At 55.6% G+C, this 14,888-nt stretch carries 12 protein-coding genes; 10 read left to right on the top strand and 2 right to left on the bottom strand.

The genetic code is table 11. From position 1 onward, the window contains the following. Positions 1-2: 2 nt before the first annotated feature. From syd to AC6I8L_RS15265, 4 genes are all read left to right on the top strand, one after another. Positions 3-551: a SecY-interacting protein gene (gene syd, locus AC6I8L_RS15280; protein ID WP_058961517.1), complete on the top strand. Its 549-nt coding sequence runs from the start codon at positions 3-5 to the stop codon at positions 549-551. Positions 552-1,140: 589 nt separating this feature from the next. After that, positions 1,141-1,467, top strand: a complete 327-nt coding sequence (locus tag AC6I8L_RS15275) for a YqcC family protein (RefSeq protein WP_058961516.1) — start codon at positions 1,141-1,143, stop codon at positions 1,465-1,467. Continuing rightward, a complete protein-coding gene (gene truC, locus AC6I8L_RS15270) occupies positions 1,467-2,246 on the top strand; it encodes a tRNA pseudouridine(65) synthase TruC (RefSeq protein ID WP_058961515.1) in 780 nt (259 codons plus the stop codon). The genes AC6I8L_RS15275 and truC overlap by 1 nt, the downstream gene beginning before the upstream one ends. Positions 2,247-2,258: 12 nt before the next feature. After that, positions 2,259-2,705, top strand: coding sequence for a flavodoxin (locus AC6I8L_RS15265; protein ID WP_058961514.1), 447 nt, complete (start codon positions 2,259-2,261; stop codon positions 2,703-2,705). Between the two features lie 118 nt (positions 2,706-2,823). Here the strand turns inward: AC6I8L_RS15265 and garD are convergent, their stop codons facing one another. Beyond that, a complete protein-coding gene (garD, locus tag AC6I8L_RS15260) occupies positions 2,824-4,383 on the bottom strand; it encodes a galactarate dehydratase (RefSeq protein WP_058961513.1) in 1,560 nt (519 codons plus the stop codon). Positions 4,384-4,889: 506 nt separating this feature from the next. Between garD and AC6I8L_RS15255 the strand changes: the two genes are divergently transcribed. From AC6I8L_RS15255 to AC6I8L_RS15230, 6 genes are all read left to right on the top strand, one after another. After that, positions 4,890-6,236, top strand: a complete 1,347-nt coding sequence (locus AC6I8L_RS15255; protein ID WP_058961512.1) for an MFS transporter — start codon at positions 4,890-4,892, stop codon at positions 6,234-6,236. Between the two features lie 9 nt (positions 6,237-6,245). Continuing rightward, on the top strand, positions 6,246-7,592 hold the full coding sequence (locus tag AC6I8L_RS15250) for an enolase C-terminal domain-like protein (protein WP_058961511.1): 1,347 nt from the start codon (positions 6,246-6,248) through the stop codon (positions 7,590-7,592). 10 nt (positions 7,593-7,602) lie between these two features. After that, positions 7,603-8,934, top strand: a complete 1,332-nt coding sequence (gene gudD, locus AC6I8L_RS15245) for a glucarate dehydratase (protein WP_058961510.1) — start codon at positions 7,603-7,605, stop codon at positions 8,932-8,934. A 52-nt stretch (positions 8,935-8,986) separates the two neighbouring features. Next, positions 8,987-9,754, top strand: a complete 768-nt coding sequence (garL, locus tag AC6I8L_RS15240; RefSeq protein ID WP_058961509.1) for a 2-dehydro-3-deoxyglucarate aldolase — start codon at positions 8,987-8,989, stop codon at positions 9,752-9,754. A gap of 19 nt (positions 9,755-9,773) precedes the next feature. Beyond that, entirely contained in the window at positions 9,774-10,658 is an 885-nt protein-coding gene (gene garR / locus AC6I8L_RS15235) for a 2-hydroxy-3-oxopropionate reductase (RefSeq protein ID WP_034823058.1), read from the top strand. An 85-nt stretch (positions 10,659-10,743) separates the two neighbouring features. Then, entirely contained in the window at positions 10,744-11,883 is a 1,140-nt protein-coding gene (locus tag AC6I8L_RS15230; RefSeq protein WP_034823056.1) for a glycerate kinase, read from the top strand. Between the two features lie 195 nt (positions 11,884-12,078). Here the strand turns inward: AC6I8L_RS15230 and barA are convergent, their stop codons facing one another. Then, complete coding sequence (gene barA, locus AC6I8L_RS15225; protein ID WP_058961508.1) at positions 12,079-14,808, bottom strand: two-component sensor histidine kinase BarA; 2,730 nt, start codon at positions 14,806-14,808, stop codon at positions 12,079-12,081. Positions 14,809-14,888 lie beyond the last annotated feature (80 nt).

The following is a 14,888-nucleotide window of genomic DNA, read 5'->3' as shown; positions in this document are numbered from 1 at the left end:
GAATGATGCAGCAAACCGCAGATGCCCTGCGTGAGTTTACCGCCCGTTATGTGCAACATTGGCAGCAGCAGGCTGGACATCTGCCCGCCAGTTCGGATCTGCTGGGTGTGCCATCCCCTTGTATTGTCAGCACGCTGGATGATTGTGTGCTGTGGCAACCACAGCCCTTCACCTTGCCAGCCACGCTGGAAGCCGTCGAGCGGGCACTGGATATTCAGTTGCAATCGGAAATCAGTGCTTTTTACACCTCGCAGTTTGCCGGCGATATGACCGCAACCTTTCAACAGCAGCCGATAACGTTGTTACAGGTGTGGAGCGAATCAGACTTTACCCGCTTGCAGGAGAATCTGATTGGCCATCTGGTCATGAAGCGCCGCTTAAAACAGAGTCCAACATTATTTATTGCGACTACTGAATCGGAGCAGGATGTGATTGCTCTGTGTAATCTTTCCGGTGAAGTGATTCTGGAACAGCCTGGTAGTAAAAAGCGTCAGGTGCTGGCGGCAAGCATTCAGACATTTCTTAATGATTTACAACCGGTTAAAGCCTGATTAGCAGATTTCACAGGTTAGGTTTGTAAGAGATCTCTCACATCAGGTGTGAGAGATCGCTAGATCATCTTGCAGCTATCCGGAAAACAAAGATGTAAAAATATTGTGAATCATAAGCTTATGGCATCACTCTTAAAATTAGTAGTGTGAGAAATCTATTAACGCGTCTTACTAACTTGTTATTACGATGGTTTCTGACAGAATAGTCACCACTGGCAGGATGCTGGGGATAAAGAGACGTTCAGGAGAATGTCAGCCAGGAGGCAGGAACGTAACGGAGTTTACGGCACATGGAAGGCTTCAGGATGAAGCAGGACACTCAGGATTGAGTCAGGGACACCTCCAGGACGGAGAATGAGAGCCACGTGGATGGTGGTGGGCCAGGATGCTAAGGATAACTGTCACGATGACAGGCAATGGAAAGCAGAGGACAAGTTGTCATGGATGAGCAGGGAGCACAGCGGTGGCGGGAATGCTGCGAACGAAACCGGGAGCACTGTAATCACAGTGCTCCCTTTTTTTATGCCTTTTTTGCACGTTGAACGACTAATGGTATGCTTGCCGCCCAATTTTTCTCTGGAGGTGGCGTATGTCGTCGCAAATGATTATTCAACAGCTGCAGCAGATCGAAGCGGTGATGCGCGAACACGGCCACTGGCAGACGCAATCCCCTGAGCCGGCAGCCTTCGCCAGCACCGAGCCTTTTTGCCTCAATACCATGGAGCCGCTGGAGTGGCTGCAGTGGGTACTCATCCCACGTTTCCATGCGTTAATCGAAGCCGGAGTGCCGCTTCCGCAAAATTTCTCTGTCACGCCTTACTATGAAGTGGCGTTACCTGCCACCACACCCGGCCATGCGGTCCTGTTGCTGACATTAGGCCAGTTTGATGCGCTTTTTCAGGACCCGACCTCTTAATGCTGGAAATCCTTTATCAAGATGAATGGCTGGTCGCCGTCAATAAACCGTCTGGTTGGCTGGTGCATCGTAGCTGGCTCGATCGCGACGAAAAAGTGGTGGTGATGCAAACGGTACGCGATCAAATTGGTCAGCACGTATTTACCGTGCATCGCCTCGATCGTCCCACCTCCGGCGTACTGTTAATGGCGCTCTCCAGCGAAGTGGCGCATTTGCTGTCACAGCAGTTCGAGCAGCATAAAATGCAGAAGACCTATCACGCAGTGGTGCGCGGTTGGCTGGATGGCAGCGCGACGCTCGATTATCCGTTGGTCGAAGAGCTGGATAAGATCGCCGATAAGTTCGCCACTCAGGAACGTACTGCACAGGAAGCCGTCACCGACTATCGCTCACTGGCGCAGGTCGAAATGCCTGTGGCGATCAGCCGTTACGACAGCGCGCGTTATACCCTGGTGGAGATGTCGCCGCATACCGGCCGCAAACATCAGCTGCGTCGTCATATGGTGCATCTACGTCATCCAATTATTGGTGACAGCGCCCATGGTGATTTGCGGCAGAACCGGGGTGCAGCAGAGCACTTTGGTATGAATCGATTGATGCTGCATGCCAGTGCGCTGAGTCTGACGCATCCGGTCACCGGAGAACCTCTGGTGATTCGCGCCGGGCTTGATCGCGTCTGGCAAGGCATGCTGCAACAGTTTGGCTGGCAGGATCAGATCCCTGAGGTTCCCAGGGTTGAGTTTGCCGACGAGGCAGTCCAGGATAAGCCAACAGAATAAAGGAGCGGCAAGATGGCAAAGATTGGCATTTTTACAGGTACGGTTTACGGCAATGCATTGCTGGTGGCGGAAGAAGCGCAGCCGGTACTGGAAGCGCAGGGCCACGAAGTGAAAGTTTTTGAGGATGCGTCACTGGCGGATTGGCAGGCTTACAGCAAGGAGGTCATTCTGATTGTCACCTCCACCACCGGCCAGGGCGACTTCCCGGACAATATTGCCCGCTTGTATGTGCAGATACGCGATGAAGTGGGTTATCAACCAGAGCTTCGCTACGGCGTGATTGCATTGGGTGATAGCAGCTACGATAACTTCTGCGGTGCAGGAAAAACCTTTGATGCCACCTTGCAGGAGCAGAGCGCCAAACGCATCGGTGATGTGCTGCTGGTAGATGCCACTGAAGATCCAGAGCCTGAGTCAGTGACCACGCCGTGGGTTGAGAGCTGGGGTAAGCTGCTTTAATTCTGCCTTCGCTTCATCTTTGGCAAGCGGCAATCTGAACGGCCTGAAAATAAGATGATGATGTTTCAGGCGCGCCAGATTGCACTCTCTCCCTTGTTGGGAGAGGGTGAGATCGCACTCAGGTCACCGGCGCCGGATTAAACACCGCCAGCTGATTGCGAATGCCCCAGCGATCAGACCAGGTTTGTTTGCGACCACTGGCAATCTCCAGTATCAACTCAAACAACCGCCAGCCCACCTGCTCGATACTCTCTTCACCCGTCGCAATGGTGCCTGCATTAATATCCATCAAATCGTGCCAGCGCTCCGCCAGCGCATTGCGCGTCGCCATTTTAATCACCGGAATCGCAGCCAAACCGTAGGGTGTGCCGCGCCCAGTAGTAAACACCTGCAAGGTAATACCTGACGCCATCTGCTGGGTGCCGCAGACAAAATCACTGGCCGGTGTCGCTGCATAGATTAAACCGCGCTTTGTTGGGCGCTGCCCGGGTGACAGCACTTCCACAATCGGGCTGCGGCCTGATTTGGCAATCGATCCCAGCGCTTTCTCCACCACGTTCGCCAGCCCGCCTTTCTTATTACCTGGCGAGGGATTGGCGCTGCGGTCGGTTTGGCCCTGGCTAAGATAATCGTCATACCACGCCATCTCTTCCAGTAGGCGTTTACCCACATTTTCATCGACCACGCGCGGCGTCAGCAGATGTATTGCATCGCGTACTTCGGTGACCTCGGAGAACATCACGGTGGCGCCGCAGCGCACCAGCAAATCAGAAGCAAAGCCGACTGCCGGATTGGCCGTCACGCCGGAAAATGCATCGCTGCCGCCGCATTGCGTGCCAACCACCAGTTCTGATGCCGGGCATGTCTCGCGCTGGCGCAGGTTCAGTTTTCTCAGATGACGTTCGGCGACCTGAAGGATCTCATCCACCATCGCGCCGAAACCAACATGCCGTTCATCCTGCAAACGCACAATGTCATGATCATCCAGCGAGATGGCCTGCACATCCGGCGTGCCGGTCAGCAGACGCTCCGGCTGTAATTTCTCGCAGCCGAGACTGACGATCATCACTTCGCCCCCAAAATTGGGGTTCAGCGCGAGGTTATGGATAGTGCGGATCGGCACCACCGCAGCGGGCGCATTGATCGCCACACCACAGCCATAAAGATGATTCAGTGCCACTACGCCATCAACGTTGGGATAGCGTGGCAGCAGATCGCGCTCGATCATTTGCACCACGTAATCCACGACGCCAGCCACACAGTGCACGCTGGTGGTGATACCGAGCAGATTGCGTGTTCCTACGCTGCCATCGGCGTTGCGATAACCCTCAAAGGTATAACCCTCGAGCGGTGGCAGATCAGGGGGAACATTGTTCGCCAGCGGCAAACTGTTAAGCGGAGGCGCTTCGGGTAGCGCCACCAGCGATTCTTCAATCCAGCTGCCCTGTGCAATCGGGCGCAAGGCGGTGCCAATCACTTCGCCGTAGCGCAGGATGACGCCGTTTTCAGGAATATCCACCAGCGCTACTTTATGTCCTTGCGGCACGTGTTCGGTGAGCTGCAGGCCATCCTCAAAGCGGGTACCCGCAGGCAAACCCTGATTATTCACCACGATCGCCACGTTGTCGGCGTCGTGTACTTTTATATAAAGCGGTTTCTCTGTTAGCGGTCGGTTCATTGCTCACCTTCCAGTTCGTCGCGCTGTACATGGCAGCGCGTTGTAAATGCTTCCGTCACGTCATCATTTTTTGCCAGCCTCAGTATATGCAGGGGTATTGGCCTGCGCATTGTGCAACTGACTGGCTTTTTGGGGTTTTATTACCTGAGTTTGGTTCGTTTATCCAAATACAAGTGAACAGACTCACAAAGCGCGCGTTGGCTGGCTGCTTCTTAATCAATCTACGGGTGAAAAATCAGGTTCCGTGAGCTACGCCGCAGGGATATGTGCAATTGCCATAAAATCAGCATGAATCAATGTTCATCATCATGCGTTCTTCCAATGCCTCGTGGTTTGGCTGTTCCTATACTGATTCTCGTTCTTCAACGTTTGGTTATTCGTCACGACGCATCATCGTTTTGCCATAACAACAATCGCCGTGTTTAACCCGACATCATTCTGATACCCAACGCGATGTGTATGCAGTCAGAGTGAATGTAGCGTTCGCTATATTTCAGGAGTGCATCATGAATAGTTTCAGCCAGACAGCGGAAGCGGTGCAAAAACGCACCAACGCCCGTTACTGGATTGTGGTGATGTTATTTATCGTCACATCATTCAACTACGGTGACCGTGCAACCATTTCGATTGCCGGTTCCGCGATGTCTAAAGATATCGGCCTCGATTCGGTCGGTTTGGGCTATATCTTCTCCGCCTTCTCATGGGCTTACGTTATTGGACAAATACCTGGCGGCTGGCTGCTTGACCGCTTTGGCTCAAAACGCGTTTACTTCTGGAGTATTTTCCTCTGGTCGCTGTTTACCCTGCTGCAAGGCTTTGTTGACCTGTTCAGCGGCTTCGGCATCGTCGTTTCACTGTTCCTGCTGCGCTTTATGGTCGGTCTGGCAGAAGCGCCTTCCTTCCCGGGTAACAGCCGTATTGTTGCGGCCTGGTTCCCGGCACAAGAGCGCGGCACCGCCGTGGCAATCTTCAACTCGGCGCAGTATTTCGCCACGGTGATTTTTGCCCCGATTATGGGCTGGCTGGTGGCCGAAGTGGGCTGGGCGCATGTGTTCTGGTTTATGGGTGGGCTGGGCATCATCCTCAGCTTCGTCTGGCTGAAGTTCATGCACGATCCGAACAACCATCCGGGTGTGAACAAAGCTGAGCTGGAGTACATGGAGCAGGGCGGCGCGCTGATCAATATGGATGCCAAAAAGGCCGACCGCAAAGTGAGCTGGGATGAGAAGTGGTATCAAATCAAACAGCTGCTTTCGACCCGCATGATGTGGGGTATCTATCTCGGACAATATTGCGTTAACGCGCTGACCTACTTCTTTATTACCTGGTTCCCGGTATATCTGGTGCAGGCGCGCGGCATGTCGATTCTTAAAGCGGGGATGATCGCCTCGATTCCGGCCATCTGTGGCTTCCTCGGTGGTGTGTTAGGTGGCGTGATTTCCGATTATCTGATGCGCAAAACTGGCTCGCTGAACGTTGCACGTAAGACCCCCATCGTGGTTGGCATGCTGCTCTCTATCAGCATGGTGATGTGTAACTACACCGAAACTGAGTGGGTAGTGGTGCTCTTTATGGCGCTGGCGTTCTTCGGCAAAGGTATTGGTGCGCTGGGCTGGGCAGTGATGGCGGATACCGCACCGAAAGAGATCAGTGGATTGAGCGGTGGCTTGTTCAACATGTTCGGCAACTTCTCCGGCATCGTGACGCCGATTGCTATCGGTTACATCATCGCCGCTTCTGGCTCTTTCGAAGGTGCGCTGATTTATGTCGGGATCCACGCCTTCGTCGCTGCGTTTAGCTTCCTGTTCATCACGGGTGATATCAAACGTATTGAACTGAAACACCGAGCATAAGGACGAACTATGAATACGCAAAGTAGCCCGGTGATCACCGATATGCAGGTGATTCCGGTTGCCGGTTACGACAGCATGTTGCTGAACATTGGTGGAGCGCACAACGCCTGCTTCACCCGCAACATTGTGGTACTGACCGACAGTGATGGTCATACCGGCGTCGGTGAAGCGCCGGGTGGCGAAACGATCTACCAAACGCTGGTGGAGGCGATTCCACAGGTCAAAGGCCAGCAGGTGGCGCGCATGAACCGCCTGGTGCAGCAGGTGCACAAAGGCAATCAGTCGGCGGATTTCGATACCTTTGGTAAAGGTGCCTGGACCTTCGAACTGCGTGTCAATGCGGTGGCGGCGCTGGAAGCGGCACTGCTGGATTTGCTGGGTCAATGTCTGGGCGTACCGGTAGCCGAGTTGCTCGGTCCGGGACAACAGCGTGATGAAGTCACCGTGCTCGGTTATCTGTTCTATCTCGGCGATCGTCGCAAAACCGATTTACCGTATCTGACGGGCGAAGGCGCCAGCCATGACTGGTATCACCTGCGTCATCAGGAAGCACTGACGCCAGATGCGGTGGTGCGCCTGGCGGAAGCGGCCCAGGACAAATACGGTTTCAAAGATTTCAAATTGAAAGGCGGCGTATTGCCGGGCGAGCAGGAGATGGAATCCGCGGCCGCGCTGAAAAAGCGTTTCCCGGATGCGCGTATCACCGTTGATCCCAACGGCGCCTGGACGCTGGATGAAGCGATTGGCTTGTGCAAAGGCATGGGCGAGGTGCTGACCTATGCTGAAGATCCATGCGGTGCCGAACAGGGCTATTCCGGTCGTGAAGTGATGGCGGAGTTCCGCCGTGCCACCGGCTTGCCGGTCGCCACCAATATGATTGCCACCAACTGGCGCGAGATGAATCACGCGGTGATGCTCAACTCAGTCGATATCCCGCTGGCCGATCCGCACTTCTGGACGCTGAGCGGTGCGGTGCGCGTGGCGCAACTGTGCGACGACTGGGGCTTAACCTGGGGTTGCCACTCTAACAACCACTTCGATATTTCGCTGGCGATGTTTACCCACGTTGGCGCTGCCGCACCGGGCAAACCGACGGCTATCGATACCCACTGGATTTGGCAGGAAGGCGATCAGCGCCTCACCAAAGAGCCGCTGCAAATCCGCAACGGCAAGATTGCCGTACCGGATAAGCCCGGCCTCGGCGTCGAGCTGGATTGGGATCGTCTGCATCAAGCCAATGCCCTCTACAAATCTCTGCCGGCAGGTGCGCGTAACGACGCCACGGCGATGCAGTATCTGGTTCCCGGTTGGTCATTCGACCGTAAGCGTCCGGCCTTCGGTCGCCGTCATGCATAAGGAGCAGGAAATGAGTCAGACACCAAAAATCACATCGCTACAGGTCATTCCGGTGGCCGGTCACGACAGCATGTTGCTGAATCTGAGCGGCGCCCATTCACCGTTCTTCACCCGTAACATCGTCATTATCAAGGATAACGCGGGCCACACCGGCGTGGGTGAAATTCCCGGCGGTGAGAAAATTCGTCAGACGCTGGAAGATGCGGCGGCGCTAGTGGTGCAGAAGACCGTGGGTGAGTACAAAAACATCCTTAACCTGGTTCGCAGTACTTTTGCCGACCGCGATTCCAGCGGACGCGGCAATCAGACCTTCGACCTGCGTACCACCATCCATGTGGTGACTGGCATTGAAGCGGCGCTGCTGGATCTGCTCGGTCAACACCTGGGCGTCAACGTTGCCTCGCTGCTCGGCGATGGCCAACAGCGTGACCGCGTGGAGATGCTGGGTTACCTGTTCTACGTCGGTGACCGCAAGAAAACCTCGCTGCCTTATCAGAGCCAGGAAACAGACAAGTGCGACTGGTATCGCCTGCGTCATGAAGAGGCACTGACGCCGGATACCGTGGTGCGTCTGGCGGAAGCTGCCTATGAAAAATATGGCTTCAACGATTTCAAACTGAAAGGCGGCGTGCTGCGCGGTGGCGAAGAGGCCGAAGCGGTCACGGCACTGGCGAAACGCTTCCCGCAGGCGCGCGTCACTCTCGATCCCAACGGTGCCTGGTCGTTGAACGAGGCGATTCTGCTCGGTAAACAACTCAAAGGCGTGCTGGCCTACGCAGAAGATCCATGCGGGGCCGAGCAGGGCTACTCTGGCCGCGAAGTGATGGCGGAATTCCGTCGCGCAACCGGCTTGCCGACCGCCACCAACATGATCGCCACTGACTGGCGTCAAATGGGCCACACGCTGTCGCTGCAATCGGTGGATATCCCGCTGGCGGATCCACACTTCTGGACCATGCAAGGTTCAGTGCGCGTGGCGCAGATGTGTCATGACTTCGGCCTGACCTGGGGTTCGCACTCTAACAACCACTTCGATATTTCGCTGGCGATGTTCACACATGTCGCCGCTGCCGCGCCGGGCGCGATTACCGCCATCGATACTCACTGGATCTGGCAGGAGGGCAATCAGCGCCTGACCAAAGAGCCGTTCCAGATCAAGGGCGGCATGGTACAGGTACCGCAAAAACCGGGTCTGGGTGTCGAGCTGGATATGGATCAGGTCATGCAGGCCAATGCGCTGTATCAGAAACACGGTTTGGGCGCGCGCGACGATGCGCAGGCGATGCAGTACCTCGTGCCGAACTGGACATTCGATAACAAGCGTCCGTGCCTGGTGCGCTAACGTTTCCGGCGCCCCGTGCGGGCGCCTGTTGTAACAGACAGGAGTAAAGACAATGAGCAATGCCTGGCCGAACCACTTTCGTCGCCGTTTGCAGGCAGGGGAAACCCTGATTGGTAGCTGGTGCGCACTTGCCAGCCCGATTTCCACCGAAGTTCTGGGTCTGGCGGGTTTTGACTGGCTGGTGCTGGATGGCGAACACGCGCCCAACGACATCACCACCTTTATCCCGCAGTTGATGGCGCTGAAGGGCAGCCACAGTGCGCCGGTGGTGCGTCCGCCGTGCAACGAACCCATCATCATCAAACGCCTGCTGGATATCGGTTTCTACAACTTCCTGGTGCCATTTGTGGAGACCGAGGAAGAGGCGATTCGCGCCGTGGCCTCAACGCGCTATCCGCCAGCAGGCATTCGCGGCGTGTCGGTTTCGCATCGCAGCAATATGTACGGCACGCTGCCGGATTACAACGCCACCATCAATGACAACATCACAGTGCTGGTGCAGATCGAAACGCAGCAGGCGGTGGATAACATCGATGCGATTGCTGCCGTTGACGGCGTGGATGGCATTTTTGTCGGACCGGGCGATCTCTCGGCGGCGATGGGCTATCTCGGTCAGCCTGCACATCCTGAAGTGCTGAAAGTAATCAAACACATCTTTGAACGTGCCAAAGCGGCGGGCAAGCCAAGCGGCATTCTGGCGCCGGTGGAAGCCGACGCGCGCCGTTATCTCGAATGGGGCGCCACATTCGTTGCCGTGGGCAGCGATCTCGGTATTTTCCGCAACGCCACGCAGGCGCTGTGTGACAAATTTAAGAAATAACTGACGAAGAGGAAAGGCAATGAAAATTGGATTTATCGGCCTCGGTATTATGGGCAAACCGATGAGTAAAAACCTGGTGAAAGCCGGTTATTCACTGGTGGTACGTGACCACAACGTCAGCAATGAAGCCGAGCTGGTGGAGCTGGGCGCTACCGTGGCGAAAACGCCAAAAGAGGTCGCCGAACAGGTTGATGTGGTGATCACCATGGTGCCGAACTCACCGCAGGTGAAAGAGGTTTGCCTCGGCGCCAACGGGATTATCGAAGGTGCGAAACCTGGACTGATTGTGATCGACATGAGTTCGATTGCGCCGCTGGCCAGCCGTGAAGTGCACGATGCGCTGGCAGAAAAAGGCATCAAGATGCTGGATGCGCCGGTCAGCGGCGGCGAGCCAAAAGCGATTGAGGGCACGCTGTCTGTGATGGTTGGCGGCGATAAAGCGGTATTCGACCAGTGCTATGACATCATGAAAGCCATGGCCGGTTCGGTGGTGCACACCGGCGATATCGGTGCAGGTAACGTCACTAAGCTGGCGAACCAGGTGATTGTGGCGCTGAACATCGCGGCGATGTCCGAAGCGCTGTCGCTGGCAACCAAAGCCGGTGTGAACCCAGAACTGGTTTATCAGGCGATTCGTGGTGGGCTGGCAGGCAGCACGGTACTCGATGCCAAAGCGCCAATGGTGCTGGATCGTAACTTCAAGCCAGGCTTCCGCATCGATCTGCACATCAAGGATTTAGCGAATGCGCTGGACACTTCACACGGCATTGGCGCGCATCTGCCGCTGACGGCTGCGGTGATGGAAATGATGCAAGCGCTGAAAGTCGACGGCAAGGGCACATCTGACCATAGTGCGCTGGCTTGCTATTATGAAAAATTAGCTCAGGTCGAGATCACCCGGTAGTTTGCCTGTCCGGTGTCTGCGGATGCCGGACAGCTTACTGCATTAGCAGGACGGAACTCCGTCATCCATCGCGCTCGGATTGCCTATGAAAATTGTCATCGCACCGGATTCATATAAAGAGAGTTTGTCCGCCCTGGAAGTGGCTGCGGCGATTGAAGCGGGATTTAGCGAAATTTTTCCCGACGCCGAATACGTGAAAATACCGGTCGCCGACGGTGGCGAAGGCACGGTAGAAGCCATGGTGGCGGCGACGCAGGGAAGTATTGTCAGATTGACCGTGACCGGACCGCTCGGCGCGCCGGTTGAGGCATTTTATGGATTATCGGGTGATGAGCGCAGCGCCTTTATTGAAATGGCGGCAGCCAGCGGCCTGGAATTGGTGCCGGCCGCGCAGCGTGACCCGTTGATCACCAACTCTTATGGCACTGGCGAGCTGATTAAAAACGCGCTCGATCGTGGTGTAGACCACATTATTATTGGCATTGGCGGCAGCGCCACCAACGATGGGGGATCCGGCATGATGCAGGCGCTGGGCGCTCGCTTGCTGGACCAGCAGGGCAATGAGATTGCCTTTGGCGGCGGCGCACTGCCGCAGCTGGCGCGGATTGAAATCGATCAGCTGGATAAACGTATTCAGCAGTGCCGCATCGAAGTGGCCTGCGATGTCACCAATCCCCTGACCGGAGAAGAGGGCGCCTCGGCGATTTTTGGTCCTCAAAAAGGGGCCACGCCGGAACTGGTGCAGCAGCTGGATAAAGCGCTGGCGCATTATGCTGAGATTATCCATCGCGATTTAGATATTGATGTGCTGCACATTGCGGGCGGCGGTGCGGCGGGGGGCATGGGCGCGGCACTGCATGCGTTTTGCCAGGCCGAGCTACGTCGCGGTATTGAGATTGTCACGGAAGCCCTTGGGTTAGCGGATCAGGTGCAGGATGCCGATCTGGTGATTACCGGCGAAGGGCGTATTGATAGCCAGACCATTAACGGCAAAGTGCCGATTGGTGTGGCGAAGGTGGCAAAGCAGTTTAACAAGCCGGTGATTGGCATTGCGGGCAGTTTAACCGCAGATGTTGGCGTGGTGCATCAGCACGGGCTGGATGCGGTATTCAGCGTGTTGTTTAGCATTGGCTCACTGGAGGATGCGTTAGCCAATGCGGCGCAGAATGTGCGACTGACCGCGCGCAATGTGGCGGCAACAATCAAGGTAGGGCAGGCCTTATAGATGCGGCTGATCGCGCGCAATGTCGTGGCAGCGAACAATGTGGGGCAGGCCTTACAGGCGCGCCCCTCTCATCCTAACCCTCTCCCGTTATTGGGCGAGGTGACCGTTGGTGGCGATGATTGAGACGACGAGTCATTCTTTAACCATGCTCGATTAGCGCTCTCTTGTGCTTAAGAGAGGGCATGAAACGTTCCGTTATCCCACGCCCAACACTTTCCTGGCCTCACGCGCCACGTTCGCCATCTCATCACTCAACTCCAGCAATTCCGGCTCCAGCGCTTCGATATCACTCTCCTGATGCAGACTCTTTTCCAGCTGCTGACACAGCTGTTTCAGTCTGGGCACGCCGCTGTAGCTGGCACTGCCGTGCAGCTTATGGATGATCTCGCGTAGGCCATTAACATCATTACTGGCCATGGAACCCTCCACGCGCGCTTCCACCTCCGGCAGGAAATCCAGCAGCATCTGCAGCAGATCGCGCGCCAGATCCGGTTTGTTGGCGGCCTGACGCAGTGCCAGCGCCCAGTCGAGCGACGGCGCAACATCCGGCAGTAGTGTGGATGCCGCCGTGGGGTTCGGGGCATAGCGCTGCAACAGCTGGCTCAGTTTGCCTTCGTCTATCGGCTTCGCCAGATAATCATTCATCCCGGCGCCAATCAGCTGCTGGCGCTCGCCATCCAGCGCATGCGCGGTCACCGCGACAATCGGGGTATTGGCATGCAGCGGCAGGCTGCGGATAATTTCACTGGCGCGAATGCCATCGATATCCGGCATCTGGATATCCATCAAAATCACATCCAGCTTGTGTAAACGCGCCTGGCGGATAGCCTGTTCCGCGTTGTCGCACAGAATGATGTGCTGAACCTGCTCCTCCAGCAGCGCACCGATTAACTTCAGATTGGCTGGATTGTCATCCACCGCCATCACCGTCAGCGGCTGACGGGTACTGTGCGGTAAGGCATCGTTATGCAAACTGTGCAAATCCAGCAGCATCGGCAACAAGCGCGTCAGTGAGACAGGTTTGGCGATGCAGCCGGCGATGCCTCGTGCGCGCAAATCGTCGGCGAACAGCATCATCTCGCTGGGCAGCGCCAGCAGTACCGAATCGGCATGGGCGCGCAGCCGTTGAATTAAAGCATCTGGCAGTGTGGCGGGGTGAGGATCGTTCACCGGCAATCCCATCAACAACAGCGGGAAGCGGGTATCCGGCAGCGCTTCCAGTGAAGTGAAATGCTGAACCTGCAGCGGCGTGATGCTGAGCATCTCCTGCACTGCTTTCGCCACCGCGGCATGGGGTTCGATATAGGCTAACGGGATGGCGCGCAGATCTTCCAGCATACGCGGAATGGGGGGCGCGTTGGGATTGAGATCGAGATGAACGTGCACCCAGAAAGTGGATCCTTGATTCTGACGGCTGTGGAACGCGATCTCTCCGCCCATCTCCGACACCAGTTTTTGCGTGATCACCAGACCCAAACCAGTGCCGCCGTGGCGGCGGGAAATACTCGCATCGGCCTGACGAAACGCCTGGAACAGCTGTGACTGCTGCTGCTCAGAAATGCCAATGCCGGTGTCGTGTACCTGAATTTCCAGTTCAACGCGCGTGGTGCTCAGGCTACGCAGCTCAACACGCAAATCGATGTGCCCCTGCTCAGTAAACTTAATGGCATTACCAATCAGGTTAATCATGATCTGCTGCAAACGTAGCGGGTCGCCAATCACATTATCCGGCACCTGTTTTTCCAGACAAACGGTGATCTCGAGTCCTTTGTCATGTGCCGAAGGTGCCAGCAGCACCAGCGTTTCATCCAGCGTGGCGCGTAGCGGGAAGGGGATCGATTCCAGCACCAGTTTACCGGCTTCGAGCTTTGAGAAATCCAGCACATCGTTGATGATGCTCAGCAGGTTATTGGCCGAGCGTTCAATGGTACTCATATAATCGCGCTGGTTGGTGCTCAGTCCGGTTTTCAGCATCTGACGGGTAAAGCCAATCACTCCGTTGAGCGGTGTTCGTAACTCATGCGACATATTGGCGAGGAATTCTGATTTAATACGCGCCGCTTCCTGGGCGCGCTTCTTCGCCAAATCCAGCTCGACGTTTTGAATCTCCAGCTGCTCCAGGGTTTCACGCAGATCGTAGGTGGCTTGATCGATATTCTGCTGCATCTCTTCGTGATAAGCGGTGAGCGACATCGCCATGGCATTGATGCCGTTTTTCAGGATGCTCAGTTCGCCCAGCATGTAGCCATCAACGCGGCTGTCGAGTTGGCCGCGACGAATGCGGTCCACGGTGGAAACCATGTTACGAATCGGCCCGGTGACGTCGCGCATCAGACGATAGGCAAACAGCATGGCGATGCACAAACAAAACAGTAAGAGCAAAGTGGCCACAAACACCTCTTTGTACTGCTCCAGCCGCACCGATTGCAGATCGAGTTCAATAGCCACATACCCCAACGGATTACCCGCCGGTTTGGCATCTTCTCCGGGCAGTTCGTCTACGGAATAGCGTTCGGAGATAATCGGGGTTCGCAGCACCATCAAATTGCCGTGGCGCTCGACGGAGACACCATCTTCCAGCGTCGAGATGTCTTCTTTCTGCAACAACGCCAGATTTTGGTTGTTGTTCGAAGTGACGTAGATGTGATTGTTGTTGTCGAAAACGGTAATGGCACGGACAATATCGGAATGACGACGATGCAGCAGGCTGACCAGCTCGCGAATCGCATCACGATTGTGCCAGGTCATGCCGTATTCGCTGGAGACTGCCAGCGGTTCGATAATGTTCGATCCGGCATCGCGCACCTGATGTTGTAATTCGTTATAACGGTGCACCACGAAGAAGGTACTGAGCAGCAGACCAATCATTAACGTTGGCGCCAGTATCAAAATCATCATTCGCGCCCGCAGGCTATATTTGGTCATAATTGTGGCCTGGCAACTCCTGGCATTGATATCCCTGTGCACAATCCGCTTGCGATGGCACACCCCATTAATTTAGAGAA

Source organism: Type-E symbiont of Plautia stali (assembly GCF_059731115.1).
Note: the sequence above shows the minus strand (reverse complement) of the source record. Positions and strands in the feature narration are given on the sequence as shown.